Origin of the sequence: Bacillus cereus group sp. MYBK245-2 (assembly GCF_051916145.1) — a bacterium.
Taxonomy (GTDB): domain Bacteria; phylum Bacillota; class Bacilli; order Bacillales; family Bacillaceae_G; genus Bacillus_A; species Bacillus_A pacificus.
In genome coordinates this window covers 1-23,970 of the sequence record NZ_JBQAGB010000012.1, presented here as the reverse complement: position 1 = coordinate 23,970, position 23,970 = coordinate 1, and the positions used below count along the sequence as shown (strand labels likewise).

Sequence of the window (23,970 nt, the reverse complement as noted above, 5' to 3'; positions counted from 1 at the left end):
GTGCGGTCTTTTATCATTTTAATTCGCTTTAAAATTATATAATGGCTTAATAATATGCTTTATATCTATTGTCTCTTTCGTATTTTCGATAATTTCACCCATTGGCTTGTATACCATTGGTGCCTCATCAATTGTGCTTTCTACCACTGATGTAGTCCACACCTCTGTCATCGTATTTTGAAATTCCTCTAGACTGAATGATTCTTTAGCCTTCTTACGACTCATGATACGTCCTGCCCCATGCGGACCAGAAAAATTCCAGTCTGCATTACCTTTACCAAATGCAATAATTGAACCATCCCTCATGTTAATTGGAATAATGACTCGTTCACCTTTCTGAGCTGAAATAGCACCTTTTCGTAGAATCATATTTTCTATGTCTATATAGTTATGTATTGTAGTAAACTGATCCGTAATTTTCCAGTCCATTCTCGTAACAATTTCATCAATCATTGCTTTACGATTTAACTCAGCATACTTTTGAGCAATATTCATGTCATTCATATAATCTTTGAATCCCTGTCCTTCTAAATAAGCTAATTCTTTTCGAATATTAGGCTTCTTTATTCCACGTAAAGTTTCTTGTATTTCTTTTTCTCTCCCCTCTTTCATTAATCTCTTAATAATCTCATCTTTCATTGATGTAACATCAATGAGTTGTTCATATGCGAAGTTCTGATAATACTCTGCTATTTGCTTTCCTAAATTACGAGAACCACTATGAATGACAATATATACATTCCCTTTATCGTCTTCATTTAGTTCGATGAAATGATTCCCTCCCCCAAGAGTACCTATACTTTTTTGAGCGCGTTGTAATGTAAATGGAGCTCTCACACCATCAAAATCAATCATTTTTGAGAATCGATGTTCTTTATCTCGGATACGAAAACCACTTGGAACAAATTTACGAATTGTTTCGTCTAAATAATCGAAATTAATTTCTTCTTTTTTCTTATCAATTACAACAACTTCCATACCACAACCAATGTCTACCCCTACAAGATTAGGAACAATTTTATCTTGTATTGTCATTGTTGTTCCAATCGTACACCCTGCTCCCGCATGTGTATCTGGCATAATACGAATTTGACTATCCCTTACAAATTCTTGATTACAAAGATCAATAATCTGCCCAGTCGCCGTCTCATCAACGTTATTTGTAAATACTTTCGCTTCATTATATTTTCCTTGTAATTTCAACATCTTTCCTGTCCCCTCCCTTTTGAAAGAATTATTTTATTACGTTGTTTCTGTTCTTATCATTACTCTCCTCTACCTTCTGCTTTCCATTATATATGTATGATATCCTTCACAATAATAAAAAATAATGATGTTTTATCTTATTTACATAATATGATTACCGTACCCTTGAATTTATACATACATATGAGTATTCCACGTCCTCAATATCCGTCATATATAACAAAAACTCCCCTTAAATCGAAAATGATTAAGGGGAGTTTTATAGCCGATGAAATTATAATTCCGATTTCACCCGAACAGAAACATTATTTTTAATTATATTTTTTACATCTTTAAAGCTAACAAAATTGTTACTTTTCTCATCCCAAAGACGGAAGCGTAGTGATTGTAAGCTTGTAGCAAGTGTAATTGTTGGTACATTTTTTAACGGAAGCGTATTATTGTGTGCCTCTTCTAGCTTATAATTAGGTACTCTTGGGCTTAAATGGTGAACATGATGGAATCCAATATTACCAGTTAAGAATTGCAAGATTTTTGGAAGTTTATAAAATGAACTTCCTTCTACTGCCGCTTTTACATATTCCCAATCTTTATCCTCTTCAAAATAAGAATCCTCAAAAGTGTGCTGTACGTAAAACAGCCAAATCCCTACTGAACCTGCTATTAAGAATATCGTACCGTGTACGAACAGAAACGATTGCCACCCTATTGCCCAGCAAAGTATTGCTACTACAGCAACGATAATAATATTCGTCAAATACGTATTCATACGTTCTTTCTGTCTTGCACCTTTTCGGTTAAATCTATTTTTAAGCAAGAAAACATAAATCGGACCTAATCCAAACATAACGAATGGATTGCGATATAAACGATATGCTAAACGAAGTCTAAATGGTGCAGCTACATATTCATCGACTGTAAGCGTCCAAATATCTCCTGTACCTCGCTTATCTAAATTACCACTTGTAGCATGATGAATCGCATGCTCATGCCCCCATTGATCAAATGGGAATAACGTTAACACCCCCATACATGTCCCTACTATTCTATTAGCAGGTCGACTTTTAAAGAATGAATAATGGGTGCAATCATGAAAAATTATGAAAATTCTTGTCATAAAACCAGCAGCTAACAAAGATGGAACTAATGCTAACAGATAAGAAACAGACAAACTTTTATAAGCAAGGTACCATAAAATAACAAATGGCACGACTGTGTTAATAAGTTGCCACACACTTTTTTTAATCGTTGATTTTTCATACGGAGCAACTTGTTTTTTTAAATTTTTAGTATTTTCTAATGTCATTTTTCTAATTCCTTTCCTTTTTGTTGCTAATTCATATTATAGCATACTATTAGTATCAGGTGTTAAAAGTAGATATAATAAATATTATATACTATAAAAATCTCTTTTTTCTTACTCAATACTTACAAATTACTTACTCCCAAAATAGCGCTATAATTGGACAAATGGAGCATTTCATTTATAAAATGAACTTCTACAAACTTTTTCACAAGCAGAAAAGAGCTGCCATAAGTCAGTTTCACCAGCTTATGGCAGCTCCTCTTCATTTCATTTTATTTTATCGATGGATCCAAACTGCACCTGCAGACTTGTCTTCAGCTTGACCTACTACTTCAAACTTCAATCCTAGTTTAGGTAACTTACGTCCCGCATCTGGAATAACGCTGTTGATGTATTGCTTAGAATCATCAAATTTTGCAACTCCTGGTAATCCTTTATAGTCAAAGATACCGCGAGTTGGTGAATTTACTTTCCATGCTGGCGTTTGATCAAATGAGAATGCCGCATCGGCAATTTGATAACGTGTACTGCTCTTCACAGTAGGTTGTCCGTTTAATGTTCCTACGATTGCCTCTGGATGAGAATCTACTACTCCAAGGAACCCTTCACCTGGATGAACGCCTACCCAGTTATCTGTAAAGCTTTGATCCGCATACCATACAACCATTCCTGTATTAAATACTGGACCACGTGCATATTGTAATGCAGTATCAGACCCAGCGTAATTACGCCACTCGATATAGTAGTTATGTTTCTTCTGTTCAAATCCGTTAGACACAGTAAATCCTTTTAATGTCATTGCTGGCTGGCCTTCTGCGTCATCAGAGAAAACAACTTTTCCATCTACAGTTAATGCTGCATTGTCTAACGCAAATCCTTTATAAGCTACCGCAATATCTGTTACATACTCAAATTGCAGTTTTACTTTCTTTCCTTTGAATTGATTTAAATCATATGATTTATCAACCCACTTACCATCCGTTGTATCTATACCACCTTTTACATCTTTTTCACCCATTCGATCAATGCGTGTCTTCGTTCCATCTTCTGCAATCGCATATACGTCAAGGAAATCATACTTCGCTTCCAGTTCATAAAATGCCTTATAATCAAACTTAGCATCCGTTGCAGTCGTTAAGTCAAATACTGGTGTCTCAAGTGTTGTATGAATGTCATTTCCTTTCGTGCTGTAATAAAACTTCTTACCAAATGCTGACTCAATATTTTTTATATCTTTGTCTGGCAAGTTAACACGAATGATTCCTGGTCGTTTTGATTTTGTCACACTTTGATCTAAATATGTTGCAGTACCGATTGCCGTACGAAGTTTATCATAATCTACCTCAACAATATTCGCCCAGTTCCCCTTCATATTTTTTTGGAAAAACTCTTTATTTTGCGGTGAGAAACTTGTTGGCTCTGTACCTGCAATTTTTCCGGCCCAGCTACCGCCGCTCATTATAGACCATGATTCAACTGGTTCACCTTGTCCTGAATACTTTGTATCATATTCATCTGGTAAGCCTAAATCATGACCATACTCATGTGCAAACACACCAACCGCTCCGTCTTCTGGCTCGATTGTATAATCATATGCAGCCATCTTTCCGCCCCAGTTCGAAACAGAAGATTTTGTACCATCAATCGCATATGGCTTCGACCCTAGTTTTGAACGATGAGACCAAATTGCATCATCTTTCAATTTACCACCGCCAGCTTCTTGACCCACGCCTGCATGTACTACCATTAAATGATCAATAATTCCATCTGGCTCATTTTTATTTCCATCACCATCTTGATCGTATTGATCAAATTGGTCATAATCTGCTAAATTGATACCTTTTGCTACCGCTGCTTTTAATGCTTCTTTCACAAGATCTTTTGGTCCTAAAGGTCCCTTGTTATCATGGCCAGTTCCCGCATCAGCACCGTAATCTGACGCTTTTCCTGGAACAGTAAGCCATTCCGTTACAGTTCCATCAACTGTGTAGCTTCCGCCAGATTGTTCTTCATAATATTGTTTAAATGTATTAATCTTCGATCCATCAAATAACGTAAATGGCTCATCACCAAATAGCATTTTTTGATAATGTTCACGATTAAAGTCCTTAGAATACATATAACCCGGTTCTTGATCAATATTATTATGCTTAAAATCGCTAAATTCTACGAGTAATACAAGTACTTTATCTTTTCGAACAGCCCCATTGTACTCAGCTTGCTTCGCTGGTGTAGTCGGTACTTTTCCATTTAATTTTCCTGGGTTCAATCCTAGACCTTGCCCATCTACTGATCCTACTTCGGGTTGCTGCGCCTGTTCATTTTCCTTCATTTTTGTATCTTTTACTTTTTTCATAAAATCTGAAGCTTCTTGCGTAAGATTATCTCCTGTCAAGATTTCTTTTCCAGGGTTTTCCCCTTTCTTTTTCTCAACATATTTTTCGACAGCCTTTGATGTCTCAGCTTGTGATGCAGATTGATCGATTACTCCCCGTTGCTTCAGCGCTTCTGCCAAGCGTTCCTCTGGTATTAAATGTTCATCAATTGGTAGAGATGGTGGCGTATCAGCATACGCTGCATGACTTCCAAAAGCAAACGTACTACTTAGCACTGCTGCTGTTGTTAATACCGCTAAAGGTTTTAATTTCTTTTTCTTTTTCAATGTATTTCCTCCCCAGTGTCTGCAAATTATCGATTTTTGCCGATAGCAATATAATATTCGTTATAATACGAATATTCAATCTTTTTAAAGTACTAAAATGTTGAGAAATATTTTTTCTAGGATGAAAAACATAAATAGGTGAATTTACAAGAAGTTCACTCTAGAATTTGTGGTTCTCTTTCCTCTTTTTTCAAGTGAAATCTCATCTACACAAAAATGCCAATTCCTAAGTAGTAGCTAAGGAATTGGCGTTTTTTTAACGAGAATGCTTTATGAATAAACGACTTGCTTCTTCTGGTACATAGAATTTACCATTGCTTTCTACAACAACACTTCCTAATTCATAATCTTTATTCTTAATACGAATTATATTTTTGTTAACAAATAATTGAGCTGTTACATTATTACGTTTTACTATGAGCACAGGATTTACTGCATTAGTATTATCTACTGTTACAGTCGCACCATTCTGCTTAAAGGCTAATTCACTCTCTACAAATAATTTGTTTGTTACTTCTTCTAAATTAAAGCCCATCGCTTTCGCCATTGTCTTTGCAACGTCCGTGTTTTGAATCAAACCAACTGGCTTTTGAGGACCGTATGAATATAAAAATACATCCTCACCAGTATGCCCTCCTGTTGTGAAGCCTATGTTCGCACGGTTAGCCAATAATGTAGTGAAAATTGGACCTACATCTATTTTCTTTTTAACCACTTTTAACCTTTCTTTTTCATCATAAGTTAAATTGTCCAACCCGTATAATTTAGCTACCTCTTCTACATTGGATATATCAGATTTCAAATTATTGATAGTCCCTTCAAGTGTCATTTTCGCTTTTTTCAATGGATCAATATATGTAGAGACCGGCGTAGTATTATAACCTTTTGTCGTATTCATATTGCCAATAGAAATACCGCTGTTACCATGGTCCGCTACGGCTATTAGCATCGTATTACCATCTTTTTTTGCAAATCTTAATGCTTCTGCAACTGCATTATCAAATGCCAATACATCACTAATCATCCCAATTGGATCATTCACATGTGCAGCCCAATCTGGCTTACTTCCTTCCACAAATAAAAAGAACCCATCTTTATCTTTTGATAACGTTTGAATTGCTTTTTCCGTCATTTGCGAAAGTGTTGGTTGCTCCGGATTTGTTGCTTCACGATCCATATCAAACGCTAAGGCATTATGTGAGAAAGAGCCCCACATTTTATTAGATTTAGATTTCAATAATGCCTCTTTCGTTTCAATAAAGTCGTAGCCTTTATTTTGAATCACTTTTACTAAATCTTCACCATCTTTTCTTTTTATAGGTAGCAGTGCCGCTTTTCCCCCGCCTAATACGACATCTATATTTTGATACACTTGTTGCTCCGCAATTACGTCAAAATGCTTGCGGTTTACATGGTGAGCAGAGAATCCAGCGGGAGTAGCATGCTGAATTTCAGCTGTAGCAACAATTCCAGTTGCGCGACCAGTACGTTTCGCACCTTCTAAAACATTGGCAACTGGACGTAACTTGTCCTCTTCTTTTATTGATTTTAAGCCAGGTGAACTCACAATAGTAGGTAATACCCCTACATATCCAGAATTCGATTTATTCCCCGTCGCTAAAGCTGTAGCTGCTGGAGCTGAGTCTGTTATAGCTGATTCCGCCGAATATGTACGAACTCCTCCTGTTACAATTTCATCTAATGCAAGTGGTTTCCCTTTATACAAGCGAGCTAATGTAGTTGCTGAAGAACTCGTTCCGTCCATAACCATTATGATTACATTTTTCGGTTGACGTTCTACTTTTTTCACTTTCGCTTCCACCGTATGATCATCCATCATACTTTCAGTACATAACATACTTAGTGTGATCGTTCCTACTAACAGTAACTTCTTCATCTTTAAACCCAATACAAACATGATTGCGCCTCCATTAGTTTCACATTCATTTACATACAAAATTCTGACTGCCTACATATGTTTTATTAGTTCCCAATTTTTCTAAAGCTAACAATAGTAACTTTCTTATTCATTACATGTCGGTATAGTTCATCTATCTTATAAAGAAGATTTTTTATTATTAACTTGTTAAACAATAAATCCCCAATTGAATTAAACAAAAATTTATTGTTTAACAATAAATTCCGTGGTAAATTAATAAGATATTAAATAAATGAGGTGCTTTTTATGAAACAAGGATCAACACTCTTCCTAAAGACAGCTGTGATTCTAATGGGTATCCCTGTTCTTGCTATGTGCATTTTTTTAGTTCCTAAAATAGGAAACTTCGCTGCTGAACTATATCCTGATATTGCATATATTAAATATCTTGTATTTATCAACTTATACGCAACAGCAATACCTTATTATTTTGCTTTGTACCAAACATTTAAGCTTTTAAACTATATTGATAAGAACAATGCATTCTCAGAACTATCTGTTAAAGCCTTAAAAAATATTAAGTACAGCGCACTAGCAATTAGTGTATTATATGTATTAGGTATGCCACTTTTCTATCTTGTGGCAGAGAGAGATGACGCCCCTGGCATTATTATTATTGGAATGATTATGATTTTTGCTTCAATGGTAATCGCGGTCTTTGCTGCCGTTCTCCAAAGACTATTAAAAGATGCGATAGATATAAAATCAGAAAATGATTTAACGGTCTGAGGTGAATAATATGGCAATTATTATTAATATTGATGTAATGTTAGCGAAAAGAAAAATGAGTGTAACAGAGCTTTCGGAGAAGGTTGGAATTACAATGGCTAACCTTTCTATTTTGAAAAACGGAAAAGCAAAAGCAGTTCGGTTTTCAACTTTAGAAGCCATTTGTAAAGCATTAGAATGCCAACCTGGGGATATTTTAGAATATCGACCTGAAGATATCGAATAAAAAGAGTCCTTCATACGAGAAGGACTCTTTTTATTTAATAACTAAACCTGCTATTTCTTCTTTATCATTATAAGTTATAATGAATGTCCGTTGTTCTTTACTATATTTTGCTACAAGAATAACAGTATATAAGCCATCTTTTTCTTCAATCGATTGTTTTTCAATTTTTTCGAATGTACCAGCTTTCTCTATTATAGGTGTAAGATCTTTCATCTTTTCTTCTGACAATGCAGCTTTCATTTTACTATCAAATTTTTCACGCACGTCTTTATACTTTGCCTCATTTAATAATGATACAATTTCTTCCGCCTTTGGAATAAACTTTTTTGACGTACTTTCATCTACTTTATTACCGGTACATGCTGCGAGCGCGAACGCCGCGATAGCACTTATAATAATAAGTAACATTCTTCTCATTTTCATACACCCTTTCTTTTTAAAATGAAACTATAACTAAAAACGAGTAACGCACAAATTGCTATTGAAATTTCTGATATAATGATCCCGCTTTTTCCTGGTACATAAAGTGATATAATGCCCGCTATTGCATTTGCAGCCCCATGGATGAGAATTGCATATACAACATAACGAAATTTTTTTTGGACGACAGCTTGTAATACAATGAAGGAAAGCCCAACATGTAATACCATCGCAAAAATACGCTCAATGCCGCCGAAATAGTAACTGTCACCATTTTGAATGACTGTTTGTGAAAATAATAGGGATATTACTGGGATGCCAACTATTAACACTGCCTCAATACCACCATGTCCTGCCCCAAATAAAAAACCAGACTGCCAATCTCGTTGTTTCATAAAATAGCGCATGGCGATAAAACGAGCTACCTCTTCAAAAATTCCAGCTGATAAACTAAGCAAAAGCGCAAATAGGACAGGCTGCATAACAGAAAACATTTGAAAATCTGTGCTAGTTCCATTTACATAATTCAGTATTGGTATACGAATCAATATTTGTGATACAACAAAAGCCAATACCCCTAACATATATGGAATATAGCGTTTCTTCCAAAAAGCATATAAAAGTGCAATAAGCGGTAAACCAAAGCTAATCATTGCTGTAAAAATAAGACCATTCATCTCGCTTCACCTCTTACTTGAAGTGTATAAAAATGAGTGAAGAAAGTATGTAGTTATTTCCTATTCGGTTTCATTTTCATCATAGATGGTTATTTCATCTCTTTTAATATAAATGTTTGCGTGAAATAGGGACTTACATAAGTTGTTTCTAACGTCGCATTATTTGTTTTATTCATGATACGTTTTAATGAGAATAGTCCGTATCCTCTAGTCCCTTCTTTACTTGAATGGTTTTTTTCATAAATTTTTTGCAAATCAATCCCTTCACTTTTTGAACTATTACGCACGATGAAATATTGTCGTGAATCCATTTTAAAGAATGCGATTTGCAATATCTTCTCCTCACTTTGTACGGCTTCTTCAATTGCATTGTCTACTAAAACTGAAATGATGCGAATAAATGAAATAATCGCCATCGAAACACTTTCAATGTTCTCTGGTATATCAAGCATTACTTTTATTTGTTGCTGCTGGGCAGTACCGACTTTCGCTCTTAATACACTCCTTACTTCAGGAATATGTATGCGAGATAATTTTGCGATATCAAGTTCATGATCATTTATTGTTTTGAATGTGGGAGCAATAACATCGTAGTACACTTTCTCAATTTCTTTCACATTTTTTGTACGTATTCCCTCTTCTAACGATAGTAATACATTCATATAATCATGACGGAAACTAGCAAGCTCATCATGCATATTCTCTAATTTCTCCACATAATCTAATAACTCTTTATCTAAACGTTTTTCATGCTCTTCTCGTAACTTTTCTTTCGATAAATGTGAGCTTATTAGTACAATGATTAGTAATAATAAAAAAATAATAATCGCTGAATTATAACTTACTTCACTGTATTGTTGATTTATTTTTGCTAAAAACTCAGTTGACGGTTGAGTTAAAATTAGTTCAATAATAAACCCGACAATTAATAATATGTAAGTTATATAATATAACGGACTACTTACTATATATTGAGCAATTTTTTGAATTCTTTTACGCGCTAATAGAATACCGATAAAAGTAAGTGTCGTTACGATAAGATGAATTATACTTCCTGTCCATAAATATAAATTGAATGGCGTTAACATAAAGAGTTTCATTCCTAAATCCAAAAGCAACATTTTTACTAACGTTATAATCACCATGCTCACTAGTGCAAAATATACATTATGCTTAAGTTTTAGTTCATTTTGCATTAATCCTAAACTTATTAAAAATAACACAATCGTACTATTCAATTCTGGATATCTCGTTACTGTTACGACAATAGCAAGTAAAATAATGAATACCGCACTTAAAGCTATTAACATTCTAACTGACAATCTGTTATACCGGATTAATTGTATGTATAAAAACGTATGACACATACTAGTAAGCAATATTGCAAATAAATCATAAATATACATTACATCTCACCCTTTAACATGTTACGTACTTTACTCACTAAACGACGTGATACCGGAATACGTTTCCCGCTTTTTAAAACTATCATTTTTTGCTTCGCATCATAAGAAGACATTTGCTTCGTATTCACGATATAGGATTGATGACAACGAAATAAACGTTCATCTATTATTTCTATCTCCTTTAATGCTCCATAAAAATAAACGATACGATCTAACGTCACTAATGCTAAACGGTGCGGTTCATCAGTCATAACATATTCAACTTCATGAAAAGGAACCCGCACAGTGGCATTACTATTTTCAACGATAAAGTCATCGGACGGAATAATATGCTTATTTCTTGCTTCATATTGAAGTAAACATTGTTCAAAAACTTTATATCTCTCCTTGTATGGCAACCCTTTATCAATGAAAGTTAAAGCTGCTACCATGTATTGGTATGAAATAGGTGCAAATTCAGAATGCGTCGTTACAAACACGATAATTCCTTGCGTATCATACTTTCGTATCTCTTGTGCTACTTGTAACCCTTTACGCTCTTCCCTTTTAATCTCTATATCTAAAAAATAGATTGGGACATACTTCGCCTTAGCAATGTTAGTAATGATGTTTTCACTTTTACTAGTTACCTCAATAAAATCAAAAGGCAACCTATATTTCTCGCAAATCTCTTCAACTAGCCGCTTCATTTGCTGTGCTTGTATGACATCGTCTTCTAAAATGAAAATACTCATGTGATCACTCGCTTTATTGAAATCTATTATTAGAATAACATGAATACTTACAAACACTGAATAATATTTCCTATATTTTCATATCTAATGATAAGTAATATTGCTTTTTCTGTATATTAAGAAGGTGTTTAAAGTACTAGTGTAGAATATAGATTTAGAGGTGATTTTTAATGACAAGTATACAAATCGAAACAAATATACTAAATAAATGGATTGAACAATTTCTACCTGAATATGATTTATTCTTTTTCCCTAAAAAGTATGGAACAGTAGTAGAACATTTCACATCTAATACTTTACTAATGCCTAAGGAGGAATTTTCTAACCATACCATTTTTAACAATATTAATAGCAGAAATAGTTATCAAGTATGGAATATTCATAAGGACATTCAATTTGTTTGTGTAGCAAACCCTAGTTTGATTATGCAATGGGACAAAGAAACACGCGAAAGTATTTTCCGAATTCAATTTGAAGTTAATAGAGGCTCTATTTATGAATGGGATATGATTGAATGTGTACTAGAGGATATACCATCTCCTTCAAGTAAAACGTTCATATTACAACATGTATCTCCTTATTCATTTACATATGATTCGAAGCGTTATATAAGTATGCAAAAATCACTATGGGATAACTTACATAAAGAGTTTCAATATAAATTTTTACTTTTATTAACAAAACAATTTGTTTATCAAACTTCATTAAGTAAAGAGCAAATCAAAAAATTCAAAAAAAGTTTTCCCTATATCGCTCCCTATTTTAATACTTTTTCAACTGCAAACGGAGCAAATTGTCTTGCAGCTACTTTAGCGAGTATTTGTAGTGAAAAATCTGAGACAAAATGGATTATTACGAAATGGGTACATGATAATAGCTTTCTAAAAGGTTTACAAATAAAACAGTATCGATTAAAATCAGCTTCTATCGATTCTTTACAACCTAGCGATATCCTTGTTTGGAAAAATGAAAAGAACAAAGTACTACATGCCTCTTTTCATCTAGGCGACGGTTATTTCTTTAATAAAGATGGACAATCATTCTTTAATCCATGGCAATTGGTACACATAGAAACCTTGTTGAATACCTGGGGGAACGAACGTATTGAAGTGTATAGAAAATAAAGATGCAATAACTCTAAAAAATAAAGACTGTATCTTTAAATGGAAAGATACAGTCTTTAATAATCACTTATTTTATAAAGAAAACCCTCTATCATTCACCACTTTAAAAAATTCCGAGTAATGCGATAAAGAATAATCCGCTACATCACAATCCCCTTGAAACATACATGTTGAAATACCTAATTCTTTTGCAGGTAATAAATCTAACTCTCTATCACCAATAGCTAAATCAATATTGTGCTTTTTATGCAAATAATCATAAGATAAAGGGTTCGGTTTTCGGGGGAAACCATCGTCAATTGTAACCATGTCGACGAAGTATTTGTCCCAGCCGTAATATTCTAAAATTTCCATAACCCCCGCCCTATGTTTATGAGTCATAATCACATTTTTATCCGCATATTTCAAAATCTCTTCAACACCTCCAAAAGGTTTCATATCTTTTGGAGTGATTTTCCCCTTCAAAATTTTAATCCTTTCTTCCTGTTCACGTGAAATATTATAATAGTGAATTGCATGTGAATATGATATTTTTAGATTTTTGTAAATTTCTTGTTCATCTACACTATCACCCAATATTTCAGATAGCATCATTGTATATGCAGGATACGTATCAAATAACGTACCATCAAAATCCCATAAAATATTCATTATGTCCACCTTCTATTTTCAAATCATTTGATGATTAAATCCGCCCTATCCTTCGGCGATTCCATCTCTAAGTAATAATCCTCTGCTTTCCAATACCTATTTTGAAACTTCGAAAGTTTCTTTTGGGTCTCTTCGCTTTCCCGTAGAAACCGTGTCTCTCTTGGACAATCCAAATACACCATATAGTGAAAGAAATTTCTCCATTCTTTTCGCTGTAGAAAAACACCTTCAATTACTATGACACCTACTATGGGGATCTGTACTTTTTTCATTTCACATAAGTCTACCTCATCATTATAGAACGGTAATTTCAGTCTCGTTTCATTTTGTAACTTTCGAAAAAATTTCTGCCGAAGCCACTCAATATCCCATTGCAAATAATAATACTCATACCATTCTTCAAATCCGGTATCGTAGCGTTTATTACGCTCCACTATATGATCATCAATATGAAAAATATGAAACGGAATGCTTTCCTGTTTCATATTTTCCTTTAAATTTGCAACAAATGTTGTTTTTCCTGAACGACTTAAACCATCTATACCTAAAATGAATCTATTTTCCCTATGCTTCTTCATAATAGTTATAAGTTCGTTTGTACTCATTATTTCTTCCACTCTTCTTTTAATAAAGAATATAAAATCGTATCATGCGCAACTCCATTTTGAATCATATGTTTTCGAAGTAATCCTTCTTCTTGAAATCCTGCTTTATTTAATAATTTTTGAGAAGCTTTATTTTCTACATATACAACAGCAGCAATTCTTATAAGTTGCAATGTTTCAAACCCGTAAGCTAAAATCGCCTGTAACGCTTCCGATGCGTATCCTTGTCCCCAATATGTATCGTCTAATTCATAACCAATTTCAGCTCGCTTATGATGATGGTTAATTAAATGAAAACCACACGTTCCGATTAATTGGCCCGTCCCCTTTTTCTCTATTCCCCAGCGAAATACACTTCCCTCTTCATAACGATTTTTAAACGTTTGAATCGTTGTTTTCGCTTGCTCAATATTTTCGAAAGAATCCATTCCGAAATAACGTATAACAGATTCTTTTGAAAAATAACGGAACATCGTTTCTGCATCTAACAGTGTTAATTCTCTTAATTGTAAACGTTCTGTTTCTAGTTTCGGAAACCCCATCTCTTTTTCTCCTTCTATTCTAATGAACTGCAAATTTCGATATAATTCCCATCTGGATCAGCAATGTATGCAATTGTTTGTCCCCACGGCTTTACAATTGGTTCAACTAAAATCGTAATACCTTGTTCTCTAAATTGCTCAATCATTTTTTCTACATTTTCAACAACGAATCCTAATTCAAAATGAGAAGATTGTAACTCGCCTTCTGTAAGTGGTAATCCTATTAATTCTTTCACGTCTTGCCGCGTATTCATTGCTAATATTGTAGATCCCGTATTAAATTCAATATATGTACCGTGCTCTGCTTTTATAGGCAACTGTAAAATATCTTTATAGAATTTTAAACATTCCTCAAACTTTTCTACATATAAAATGATGTACTTCATCTTCAAATCCATTATTAATCCCCCTTTATATCCATCCCTAAAATTTCGACAAAAGTCTCATAAAAACCTTGTTTCCTATAGTAGCGAGCACAAAAAAATGAGGCCGATTTCTCGGCCCCCCAGCTTATTGGCATAAAACAGGAGATTTGGTTTGGACATAACCAGTTCGTACTCTTATTATATTTTATTTTTTCTGAATTTTAAATACATTAAACACCTATTTATATTGAGAAAGTTTTTTTGTTTGCATAAAATTAATGAGTTTAAGAAATGCTACAAATGGAGGTGTATACATATGGAACCAATGCTATGTCCAAGTTGTAAAACGAACCGCACGCGCTTTAATATTCTTGAGCAACAAGTAAAACCAGTTAAATTAAATCCACAAACTGGTCAAGTAGAAGAAGAATACACAAATGAAACGATGAATGCTTTTCATATGGCTTACCAAGGACCTACATACAGAGTCCAATGCGCTGTATGCGGACTTGTTGAAAATCCTGAACAATTTATTAAACCTGCACAAAATCAGTCTTTCTAATAAAAACATGATTATCCCTTGTAGAAATAGATTTTTCTATAAGGGATTTTTTCGTTTAATACGTTAATTAAAAATGTATTTCTTCCTTATTATATATATTAAACCCTACACTTTTTTAGTAATATTTACATAAGGGAGGTAAAACAAATGATTTTAAATAAAAAGATAATGTTTCCATCAACATTTCTACTATTAACTTGTCACATAGTCATCTTTTACTTTTGGATTTTCAACTGGAAGAAAATCTCGACTTCTTACGGTTTAGCTACATGGATACTTTCTACTGTTTGTGGTCTTTTACTTTATTTCATTTATAAAAAACAAAAATCTAATAAAGTGATATTAATTACTAGTTCGTTATTATTAATTACTTCTTCATTTATGATTTTTTTAGGTATCATTACTGGGATTATCTTTGTAACTGTTAGTTCTATGAATTAAAAAGGAGGTCTTTTATTATGTAAAAAAGATCGAACAAAATAAACATATATAAAAATTAAAGGAGCTGATTCTATACAATCCCAATCCTCCCCTTTTAATAGTCGCAACCTTTGTTACAATATTTCCTTTTTCATTTTATTAATCTTCCAATATAAATTAATAAGTATATATAAATATAAACAACCCAAAAAACCTACCATACCTTTATATAATCCAGATTCTGATACTCCAAAAAGACATAAGTAAAGTGCTGGAATTAATGTTGCAAACATAATTGCAATGACTTGTAACAACTCAGTAAGTTTTTGTATCTTCGTTTCCTTATCTGAATATATATCAGGCAACTCATTTTCCTCTTCTACCTCTTTGCAAAAATAATTCCATTTCGCAAAACTCGTTACATGTTTCCATCCACACATTTCATATATATCAATATATTCTTTTTTCTTTTCTTTTGAATCTTTATAATCCAACCTAAAATCTGCTTTATAAATTACATCTTTCGGCTCAGTTTTCTTAAACGTATACATCATATTATACCTTTGTAGCGCCCAGCCTTGTTGATGCATTTTTCTTAAAAAGGCTTCCTCTTTTTCTAAACTCCATCCCGCGTAAAATTTAAATACCCTTTTTGTCTCCATCTTCCAATCACTCCCCTAATATACTATTCCCATTTTTAACCGAACGCTGTAATCTATTGTACTCTAGCTCCAACACTTCTCTCCCAAACGGCGTTAATTCATAGCACTTCTTTCTATCTGTAGAAGCCACTTCAACTATTAACTTCTCTTTTAGTAACTTCGTCGTATTCCCGTATAAAGTTCCAGGACCGAGCTTTACTTCTCCATTTGTCATCTCTTCTACCAATTGCATAATTCCATATCCGTGCATTGGTTTCACTAGTGATAACAATATGTAATATGTCGCCTCAGTTAACGGAATATATTTTCTCGCTTTCGTATTCATTATAACCACCTCCGATACATCGCTTCATGATATATCGACTTACGATACATCGTATACCGATATTATATATTTGCATTCCAAAATGTGCAAGAATATAATTTAATAATTGAATATTTATTTCTTTGAATTGAAAAACCGTATAAATTTTCTGAATAATTTGTTAAAATATAGAAATATCCGTTTATATTTTGAAAGGAATGATACATATGATAAATAAATTGAAAGAAAATATAGGATCAGTTTTTGTAGGTAAAGAAAATGTTATAGATCTATTAATTGTTTCCTTGCTTGCTGACGGTCATGTGCTTCTTGAGGATGTACCTGGTACTGGGAAAACGTTACTTGCGAAAACACTTTCAAAAAGTATTGGTGGTAATTTTTCTCGCGTTCAATTTACACCCGATGTACTTCCGAGTGATGTGACAGGTATTGAATACTTCAATCCGAAAACGAGCGAATTCGAGTTAAGACTAGGACCAGTCGTGGCAAATATTTTATTGGCAGATGAAATTAACCGTGCAATGCCAAGAACACAGTCTAGTTTATTAGAAGCGATGGAAGAACGACAAGTGACGCTTGAAAAGCAGTCAACTCCTCTTCCAAAACCGTTCTTTGTTATTGCGACGCAAAATCCAATTGAATCACAAGGAACGTTCCCTCTTCCAGATGCACAGCTTGATCGTTTTTTAATGACAATTTCTATAGGTTATCCAAATCCTGAAGATGAACTACAAATGATGCGACGTTTTCGTAACGATGCACCACTAGAAAGTGTCACATCTGTTATTACTTTAGATGATATTTTAGAGGCACAGAAACGAGTGAAAGAAATTTTCGTATCAGAACCGTTAGAACATTACATTATTAAACTTGCTCACGCTACAAGAAATCATGATTATATCGCTAACGGTGTAAGTCCACGTGCCACATTAGCTTTAGTACGTGCTGTTCAAGCGCTAGCCTTTTTACGAGAGAGAGAATATTGCACACCAGAAGATATACAATTGTTAGTTCCTTCTGTTTGGAATCACCGTATCGTCTTATCAATGGAAGGCGCATTACGTACGACAAAAAATGAAATGATGCAAAAGATTTTAAAAGAGGTTGACGTGCCAGTGGAGATTGAGCAAGCATGAATGGACAGCGCGTTGTAACTGTACCTTTATTTTTTCAACTTCATATTATTCAACTATCTGTGCCAGGCGCGATACTATTTACATTTTTTATGCCGCAACGAATCATTATGTTTTTCTTTTTCTTCTACTATTTATTTGCGATTTTCATTTATAAATATGTCGCTTACATAGAGAAAAAGTTTCAAGTGATAAATGAGAAACAAACAACTCGGCTTTTCCCTGATGAATCTGGACAGTTTTTTATTCATTTAAAAAATGGAGCAAATATACCACTCGTTAATGGTGTTTGTTATTTTCATTTAGATCCGTCCCTACTACCGAATAAAGATCAAGGAATTGAACAAATATCAAAAACACTATTCTCTTTCCCATTTTCACAACCTGCTCATTCAATGCAAAAATGGGATTTATCATTAACCGCAACGAAGCGTGGCGTGTTTCAAATTGAACAATTCGAATGTGTTTTGAAAGATCCTTTTCATTTATTATCTGTACATTTACCTGTATTTGATAAATTAAGAACTGAAATTATTGTGTACCCTTCTCCTAAAGAAGTAGCAGGTTTGCAAGAACTTCAGCAACTTTTAAATGGATCTTATCGAACCAATTTTTCATTTTACAATGATGAAACATCTATTATCGGTGTGAAACGATATGAACGTGAGTCTTTCCGTTCTATTCATTGGAAAGCATCTGCTAAAATGCAGGAATTACAGGCGAAGCAATATGAACCTGTAAAAAATTATAGTTGGACGATCTGTCTTTCTTTAGCTGCTGATCGCGGGTTTGGTTGGAAAGATAATATAGAAGATCTTATTTCATTTGCAACATACATTTGTCAATATGCTACGAAGCATCAAATACCGTTTGAATTATTTATTAGTGTATTAGCTGAAGGTGGCCCTCTGCACTTACCATTAAATGAAGGACAAACACATTACGCAAAAGCTTTAGAGGAATTGGCACGTATTTCAGACGATAGCACACTAATTCCAAAACCAGGATTTCTCCATTATACAAATAGAAAAGGAGAACGATCGTCTACAATGATTTACATTGGCTTGCAGAAGAATGACCTCTCTCTTCTATCGCAACCTACGTTTCTCATAAATAACGAAGGGATGGTGGAAAAGCTTGAAAACTTGGCTCTATCACGTTAATGACTTTATTCTGCTGCTCCTCCTTTCGTTATTAACAGAAAGGGACGAACTTGTTGCTGTTGTTATATTTTTAGCAACAGGCTATATTGGTGTATTTCTTGTTCATAAATTAATGAAGAAAAAAACAACAGGATTTGTCATACTGTTAATAACTCAAATAATCGGTTGTTCTATTTTTCTCCCTTTCTCTCTATTTGGCACCATTATGTTACCGCTTTTCTTCTTTATCGTACATGTAGTTGGACCAGGATATCCAGTTCAAAAATCGTTAGGTGGTATTGTTTGGTTTGGTGTTTCAGCCATATTTTATACGCCCTTTCCACCTTTATGGAAACTGTTACTATTAGTTTTACACATTATGATTACATTTTGGTTAACCGGGGCAAATCGTAATCAACAGTTATTACGTTTCGCTTCTATTATTACGATTGGTGTAATGAGTATAGTACTTATTCAAGTGTTTCCTTTCATTCGTCTTGTTTTTTCATTTATCATAGAAGCAGTTGCATTAGGGTTCGGATACGCTATTAATCCATTATTTTCAGCAGCCGCGTTAAAAGAAACAGATGATTTTTGGTCGAATAAAGGAAATCTAAAAGATCCTACAATTAAGGATGGATTGGAGCCACGTCCTTTTGATCCAACTCTTATAAATAGCATAACCATAATAGCCTGTGCAGCCATTGCTATTTATGTCGTTTGGAAAATAATAAAAAAACGAAAACAATTCAGTTTACCAAATATACCTGTCTTTGAATCTACTATCATCACTGATAAAGAAGGGATGAGCCAAAAACGTTTGAAACGAAACAAACCGCCACATAACGAAATTCGAAAAGAGATTTTTAAGCTTGAAAGTAAGTTAACTCCCCCTTTAAATAGAAATCGAGGCGAAACTATTGAGGCATGGTTAGATAGAATAAATAGTGAAGAAGATGTAAATATTCAAAGTCATATTATTATTAATGCTTATAATACAGTGCGTTATTCAAATGAGGAAAACACCGTACTTTTGCAGGAATTTAAGGATGAAATTCATAAGCTTTACATGTATCAGAAGGATTTAAAGAAAAGGAAAAAATAATACAACAAAAAGACTCCTATTTTCATAGGAGTCTTTTTATACTTCTACGTTATTTTTTAAATTGAGGCGTTTTTCCCTGCTTCAATCTCTAATGACTCTTCATGCCACCAAAGTGTTTCTTCAGGGTCTTCTTTAGCGATTTGGTGTGCTTCTTTTTTCGTTTCTACTGTAGGATATGAACCTTTTAGCGCGCGTCCTGATGTTGTAACGAATAGAACACTAAATACGACTAATCCAATGATACTTACACCTGTTAAATAAAATGCCGGTGCGAGCGGGTTACCAGTCGCATGAACTAAGTATGAACATACAAGTGGTGTTGTTCCACCGAATATTGATACAGAAATATTAAATGAGATCGAAAGTGCTCGATAACGTACATCGGTGAAAAAGAGTGATGGTAATAATGAAGGTAATGTTCCTTCATACACACTTAGGAAGAAACCTAATACGAAAATACCTGCAAATATAGCGGCAATATGTCCGTTACCTATTAGTAAAAATGCTGGAATGGCAAATACAGTTAAACCAAGTAAGCCAATTTGCACGACGCGTTTATTACCAATTTTATCACTTAATTTACCGAAATAAAGTGCTAGCGGAATCATAAGTGCCATCGTAATTGAAATAATTAATAAGCCAGTTGTTTCTTTGACTTTAAGTACTTGAGTTAGATAAGAAGGAATATACGAAAGAATCATATAATTTGTAATATTAAAGAAGGCGACAATTACTGTGCTTAATAAGAAGTCTTTTTTGTGATATTTCATAATATCCATAAATGAAAATTGTTCATTGTCTTCAGATTCCTCTTGTGCTTTTTCCATCTCTTCAAAGATAGGAGATTCATCTAAATGACGGCGTAAATATAAACCGACCAAGCCAATTGGTGCAGCTATTAAGAAAGGAATACGCCAGCCCCAGCTGAGCATTTGTTCATCTGTTAACAATAACGTCAAAATGGTAACAATTACCGAAGCAGCAATGTAACCTGAGAGTGTTCCAATTTCAAGACCACTACCGAGTATACCACGCTTTTTATCTGGAGAAGATTCTGCGATATAAACCATTGCTCCTGAATATTCGCCGCCTGTAGAGAAGCCTTGAATCATTCGAGCAACTAAAAGTAGTATTGGTGCCCATACACCAATTTGTTCATAGGTTGGTAGTAATGCGATGAATAATGTAGAAAGTGCCATTAAAATAATAGTAGTACTTAACACGATTTTTCGGCCGTACTTATCTCCTATTCTACCAAAGAATACACCCCCGATTGGTCGAACGAGAAAGGCTGCAGCAAATGTACCGAATGTAAGTACAAGTTGCAATCCACTATTATCAACACCTGAGAAGAATAATTGACTTAAAATTACCGCTAAATACGCGTATAATCCGAAGTCAAACCACTCCATTGCATTCCCTATACCAGTAGCAACTACTGCTTTCCTGGCTTGTTTAGGATTGACAATATTAACGTCTTGAGGTTCAAAATTTAAATCATTATTTTGTTGCATATAATAAAACAGCTCCTTATTTAATTTAACTTCTTTAAGCACACCTTCTCTTATTGAATAAAATTAATTCGAAGCACTTAAGGAAAATTAACGTCTCCTTATCTGTTATTATTGTTTCACATAATTAATTATTTGTCCAATTAAATGCTCTTTTTCTATAAAATTACACCCTGTTTAACTTTTTATATAATGACGTGTAGCTTATATAATATATACCTTTACACTACAAATGAATCTTTAATTCATTAGATTGTATAACGTACCTATAATTATTTCCTCTAACTTAAAAACCAGTAACTTTTGCTAAAATTTTGCATATATTTAGAAAAGCGAACTCATTAGTATGAATTTTTTCTTATTGCATTCAACCATAAAAGTATGGAGTATCATTAAATACCTTATTAAATAATATTATTATAATTTTCTTTTTGAAGGAGGATATTTTATGTTGGAGATAATATTTTTGCTTACTTTTTTGTCTTTTCTCTTAATCATTTCTGGTTTTTTCATTATCTTAAAACAATATAAAGAAATAAAAAACATAAGAACAATATTAACTACAAAAAAAGAAAATGAGAAAACTACATCCGAAAACTCAATCCCTATGCAATTAGATCTTAGTGTTCTCAATAATTTAATAGCTTCTGGTATAAACAAAGGTTCTAATTCAGTTAATGAAAATTCGGAGTCAGATAAAACTAAATAATTGCTATGTTTGTAACAAGAAAATATTTATCTCCTATTTTATCTATTCTTATTAATAACTACCCCTGATTAAAAAGGAGACTACTTATGTGTAAAAATTCAATCTCTATTATTATCCCCATACAGCATAAAACAAGCGTTTTACCCGAAATTTTAAAAGCATGTCAACAACTGAAACCTTTAGAAGTTATTCTTATTATTAACGGATGTATTGATGATTGTATTGATATTGCACGATCTTACAGTTGTAAAGTTATTACACTAGAAGAATCAACAGAATATAATATTTGTTATACGATTGGAGCAAAAAAAGCGAGAGGTAATTGCCTATTATGTTTAGATGAAAATTACATTATTCAATCTTCCACACTTATACAATTTCTTCAACCATTACTAGACGGATCCGCTGATGTAGTATTAAATAATTTGGATTATTTTTTTTATAAGAAGCAACGGCCGAATATAGCAATGATGTGGCAGCAAGTTACGAATCATTTTTTTCATCGTTCAGATTTAAATGTTAACTCATTATTATTTCCTCCCTACGCAATAACAAAAGAAGTTCTAGAGGCAATTACTCCAGAAAGTTTATCAAATCCGATATTGGCACAAATGAAAATTATTAAATATAAATTTCAGATTTGCAATCATTTAAAAATTTATATACCTCAAATCCCCTCCTTCCCTTCAAAACAACTCACTTGTTATCATCTTGAAGCTATTGAAAATTGGATAAATATAGCGCAAGATTCAAGAGGAAACTATACTGATAGTAATCGAAGGCGGGATATTATTTTAGGGCTTCAAAACGGCGAACAAAAATATATGCCAAAAATAAGTACAGGTAAAGAATTTTATTCGAATACTTATGGGGATAAACAATTATCGGTTATCATCCCTGTTCAAAATGAAGAAAAAACGATAGAATCTGTAATTTATGAGGTACAAAAATTAAAACCTTTAGAAATTATCATTATTGTTAATGGAGCAACAGATAGAACAGAGGCATTGGCAAAGAATTGTGGTGCAACAGTTATTAGCTACAAAGAGCCACTTGGTAATGATACTGGACGTGCTGTTGGCGCACGTTTTGCAAAAGGTGATATATTATTATTTATAGATGGCGATTTCTTAATTCCTAGTTCTGATCTATTACCATTTGTACAATCTGTTCAAAATGGTACAGATTTAGCTTTAAATAAGTTAGAGTACTACTATATGTATCGATTTCCTTATTCTATCGTGACCGCATGTAAATATGTTGTGAATTTAGCATGTAATCGAAAGGATTTAGGGATGGGATCCACAATTGCTGTGCCTCACGCTTTTAGTCGAAAATGTATTGATACAATTGGTTTTGATTCACTTCTTTCACCTACCTCGAGTCAAGTTAAAACAATTTTAGCAGGCCTTCATGTACAAAATGTCCATTCTGTCGACGTTGATAAGATGAATCGGGTTCGACCAGAAAAACACTTCTCTCAAGAAGGTTTCCTTTCATTAGCAACACAGCAAATCATTGGCGATCATATTGAAGCAATTTCTTACCTCATTGAACAAAAAAGAAAAAAAGGATGCTTTTAATTGTATATCCTCACCACCAGATAATATATCAAATCTTTTTAAATAGATGACAAAATAAAAAAGATGGTTTTTAACCATCTTTTTTCAGGCTGTGGAGAAAGTCTTCTCCACAGCCTGTTTTTGTGTCTGAACCTCTTTTTATGTGTCAACACTGATAAAAAAGAGGAAAAGGAGAGATTTCTTATGATGGGTGCTTTAAAAAATCATCGTGACGAGCGTGTATCTG

At 33.5% G+C, this 23,970-nt stretch carries 25 protein-coding genes; 10 read left to right on the top strand and 15 right to left on the bottom strand.

Going from position 1 to position 23,970, the window contains the following annotated elements:
• Positions 1-18: 18 nt before the first annotated feature.
• The 4 genes from ACTFRN_RS19185 to ACTFRN_RS19170 form a co-directional block, all read right to left on the bottom strand.
• Positions 19-1,206: an RtcB family protein gene (locus ACTFRN_RS19185; protein ID WP_000916237.1), complete on the bottom strand. Its 1,188-nt coding sequence runs from the start codon at positions 1,204-1,206 to the stop codon at positions 19-21.
• A 274-nt stretch (positions 1,207-1,480) separates the two neighbouring features.
• The gene (locus ACTFRN_RS19180) at positions 1,481-2,512 is read right to left on the bottom strand and encodes a fatty acid desaturase (RefSeq protein ID WP_000171513.1); all 1,032 of its coding nucleotides are present in this window, start codon (positions 2,510-2,512) and stop codon (positions 1,481-1,483) included.
• A 277-nt stretch (positions 2,513-2,789) separates the two neighbouring features.
• Entirely contained in the window at positions 2,790-5,174 is a 2,385-nt protein-coding gene (locus ACTFRN_RS19175) for an immune inhibitor A domain-containing protein (protein WP_088106741.1), read from the bottom strand.
• Positions 5,175-5,430: 256 nt separating this feature from the next.
• Positions 5,431-7,092, bottom strand: a complete 1,662-nt coding sequence (locus tag ACTFRN_RS19170; RefSeq protein ID WP_000497798.1) for an alkaline phosphatase — start codon at positions 7,090-7,092, stop codon at positions 5,431-5,433.
• 267 nt (positions 7,093-7,359) lie between these two features.
• Between ACTFRN_RS19170 and ACTFRN_RS19165 the strand changes: the two genes are divergently transcribed.
• The gene (locus ACTFRN_RS19165; RefSeq protein WP_000809097.1) at positions 7,360-7,842 is read left to right on the top strand and encodes a DUF2975 domain-containing protein; all 483 of its coding nucleotides are present in this window, start codon (positions 7,360-7,362) and stop codon (positions 7,840-7,842) included.
• Between the two features lie 10 nt (positions 7,843-7,852).
• Positions 7,853-8,068: a helix-turn-helix domain-containing protein gene (locus ACTFRN_RS19160; protein ID WP_000974624.1), complete on the top strand. Its 216-nt coding sequence runs from the start codon at positions 7,853-7,855 to the stop codon at positions 8,066-8,068.
• A 30-nt stretch (positions 8,069-8,098) separates the two neighbouring features.
• On the opposite strand, the gene ACTFRN_RS19155 is transcribed toward ACTFRN_RS19160, so the two are convergent.
• The 4 genes from ACTFRN_RS19155 to ACTFRN_RS19140 form a co-directional block, all read right to left on the bottom strand.
• Positions 8,099-8,485: a DUF3887 domain-containing protein gene (locus tag ACTFRN_RS19155; protein WP_001253792.1), complete on the bottom strand. Its 387-nt coding sequence runs from the start codon at positions 8,483-8,485 to the stop codon at positions 8,099-8,101.
• Positions 8,486-8,487: 2 nt separating this feature from the next.
• The gene (locus tag ACTFRN_RS19150; RefSeq protein WP_074568385.1) at positions 8,488-9,165 is read right to left on the bottom strand and encodes a YhfC family glutamic-type intramembrane protease; all 678 of its coding nucleotides are present in this window, start codon (positions 9,163-9,165) and stop codon (positions 8,488-8,490) included.
• Positions 9,166-9,254: 89 nt separating this feature from the next.
• The gene (locus tag ACTFRN_RS19145; RefSeq protein ID WP_046647447.1) at positions 9,255-10,571 is read right to left on the bottom strand and encodes a GHKL domain-containing protein; all 1,317 of its coding nucleotides are present in this window, start codon (positions 10,569-10,571) and stop codon (positions 9,255-9,257) included.
• A complete protein-coding gene (locus ACTFRN_RS19140) occupies positions 10,571-11,305 on the bottom strand; it encodes a LytR/AlgR family response regulator transcription factor (protein ID WP_074568391.1) in 735 nt (244 codons plus the stop codon). Before ACTFRN_RS19140 ends, ACTFRN_RS19145 begins: the two co-directional genes overlap by 1 nt.
• Positions 11,306-11,475: 170 nt before the next feature.
• Between ACTFRN_RS19140 and ACTFRN_RS19135 the strand changes: the two genes are divergently transcribed.
• On the top strand, positions 11,476-12,429 hold the full coding sequence (locus tag ACTFRN_RS19135) for a hypothetical protein (protein ID WP_074568387.1): 954 nt from the start codon (positions 11,476-11,478) through the stop codon (positions 12,427-12,429).
• Positions 12,430-12,501: 72 nt separating this feature from the next.
• Here the strand turns inward: ACTFRN_RS19135 and ACTFRN_RS19130 are convergent, their stop codons facing one another.
• From ACTFRN_RS19130 to ACTFRN_RS19115, 4 genes are read right to left on the bottom strand one after another with little or no spacing between them, the layout of a single operon-like run.
• The gene (locus ACTFRN_RS19130) at positions 12,502-13,080 is read right to left on the bottom strand and encodes an HAD-IA family hydrolase (RefSeq protein WP_049111787.1); all 579 of its coding nucleotides are present in this window, start codon (positions 13,078-13,080) and stop codon (positions 12,502-12,504) included.
• 23 nt (positions 13,081-13,103) lie between these two features.
• Complete coding sequence (locus ACTFRN_RS19125; RefSeq protein ID WP_049111785.1) at positions 13,104-13,685, bottom strand: kinase; 582 nt, start codon at positions 13,683-13,685, stop codon at positions 13,104-13,106.
• Positions 13,685-14,227, bottom strand: coding sequence for a GNAT family N-acetyltransferase (locus tag ACTFRN_RS19120; protein ID WP_000506666.1), 543 nt, complete (start codon positions 14,225-14,227; stop codon positions 13,685-13,687). Before ACTFRN_RS19120 ends, ACTFRN_RS19125 begins: the two co-directional genes overlap by 1 nt.
• Before the next feature lie 14 nt (positions 14,228-14,241).
• A complete protein-coding gene (locus tag ACTFRN_RS19115) occupies positions 14,242-14,625 on the bottom strand; it encodes a VOC family protein (RefSeq protein WP_049111781.1) in 384 nt (127 codons plus the stop codon).
• Positions 14,626-14,908: 283 nt separating this feature from the next.
• Between ACTFRN_RS19115 and ACTFRN_RS19110 the strand changes: the two genes are divergently transcribed.
• Both ACTFRN_RS19110 and ACTFRN_RS19105 read left to right on the top strand, forming a co-directional pair.
• Positions 14,909-15,154 carry a hypothetical protein gene (locus ACTFRN_RS19110; protein ID WP_000433609.1) on the top strand — a complete coding sequence of 82 codons (246 nt, stop codon included), beginning with the start codon at positions 14,909-14,911 and terminating at the stop codon, positions 15,152-15,154.
• 147 nt (positions 15,155-15,301) lie between these two features.
• On the top strand, positions 15,302-15,595 hold the full coding sequence (locus ACTFRN_RS19105; RefSeq protein WP_074568388.1) for a hypothetical protein: 294 nt from the start codon (positions 15,302-15,304) through the stop codon (positions 15,593-15,595).
• 113 nt (positions 15,596-15,708) lie between these two features.
• On the opposite strand, the gene ACTFRN_RS19100 is transcribed toward ACTFRN_RS19105, so the two are convergent.
• Positions 15,709-16,236, bottom strand: a complete 528-nt coding sequence (locus ACTFRN_RS19100; RefSeq protein ID WP_074568389.1) for a DUF2812 domain-containing protein — start codon at positions 16,234-16,236, stop codon at positions 15,709-15,711.
• A gap of 7 nt (positions 16,237-16,243) precedes the next feature.
• Complete coding sequence (locus tag ACTFRN_RS19095; protein ID WP_001092634.1) at positions 16,244-16,561, bottom strand: PadR family transcriptional regulator; 318 nt, start codon at positions 16,559-16,561, stop codon at positions 16,244-16,246.
• A 206-nt stretch (positions 16,562-16,767) separates the two neighbouring features.
• Between ACTFRN_RS19095 and ACTFRN_RS19090 the strand changes: the two genes are divergently transcribed.
• The 3 genes from ACTFRN_RS19090 to ACTFRN_RS19080 are packed head-to-tail and all read left to right on the top strand — an operon-like array spanning position 16,768 to position 19,941.
• On the top strand, positions 16,768-17,697 hold the full coding sequence (locus ACTFRN_RS19090) for an AAA family ATPase (protein WP_000608765.1): 930 nt from the start codon (positions 16,768-16,770) through the stop codon (positions 17,695-17,697).
• Positions 17,694-18,857 (top strand): DUF58 domain-containing protein, encoded by a 1,164-nt coding sequence (locus tag ACTFRN_RS19085; protein WP_074568390.1) that lies wholly within the window; start codon positions 17,694-17,696, stop codon positions 18,855-18,857. The genes ACTFRN_RS19090 and ACTFRN_RS19085 overlap by 4 nt, the downstream gene beginning before the upstream one ends.
• Positions 18,832-19,941: a DUF4018 domain-containing protein gene (locus ACTFRN_RS19080; protein ID WP_014893624.1), complete on the top strand. Its 1,110-nt coding sequence runs from the start codon at positions 18,832-18,834 to the stop codon at positions 19,939-19,941. The genes ACTFRN_RS19085 and ACTFRN_RS19080 overlap by 26 nt, the downstream gene beginning before the upstream one ends.
• 56 nt (positions 19,942-19,997) lie before the next feature.
• Here ACTFRN_RS19080 and ACTFRN_RS19075 read toward each other — a convergent pair whose 3' ends face one another.
• Positions 19,998-21,455 carry an MFS transporter gene (locus ACTFRN_RS19075; protein WP_001186945.1) on the bottom strand — a complete coding sequence of 486 codons (1,458 nt, stop codon included), beginning with the start codon at positions 21,453-21,455 and terminating at the stop codon, positions 19,998-20,000.
• A 445-nt stretch (positions 21,456-21,900) separates the two neighbouring features.
• On the opposite strand from ACTFRN_RS19075, the gene ACTFRN_RS19070 reads away from it, so the two are divergent.
• The gene (locus tag ACTFRN_RS19070) at positions 21,901-22,161 is read left to right on the top strand and encodes a hypothetical protein (protein ID WP_014893623.1); all 261 of its coding nucleotides are present in this window, start codon (positions 21,901-21,903) and stop codon (positions 22,159-22,161) included.
• A gap of 86 nt (positions 22,162-22,247) precedes the next feature.
• Positions 22,248-23,744, top strand: a complete 1,497-nt coding sequence (locus ACTFRN_RS19065; protein ID WP_000335275.1) for a glycosyltransferase — start codon at positions 22,248-22,250, stop codon at positions 23,742-23,744.
• Positions 23,745-23,970: the final 226 nt, after the last annotated feature.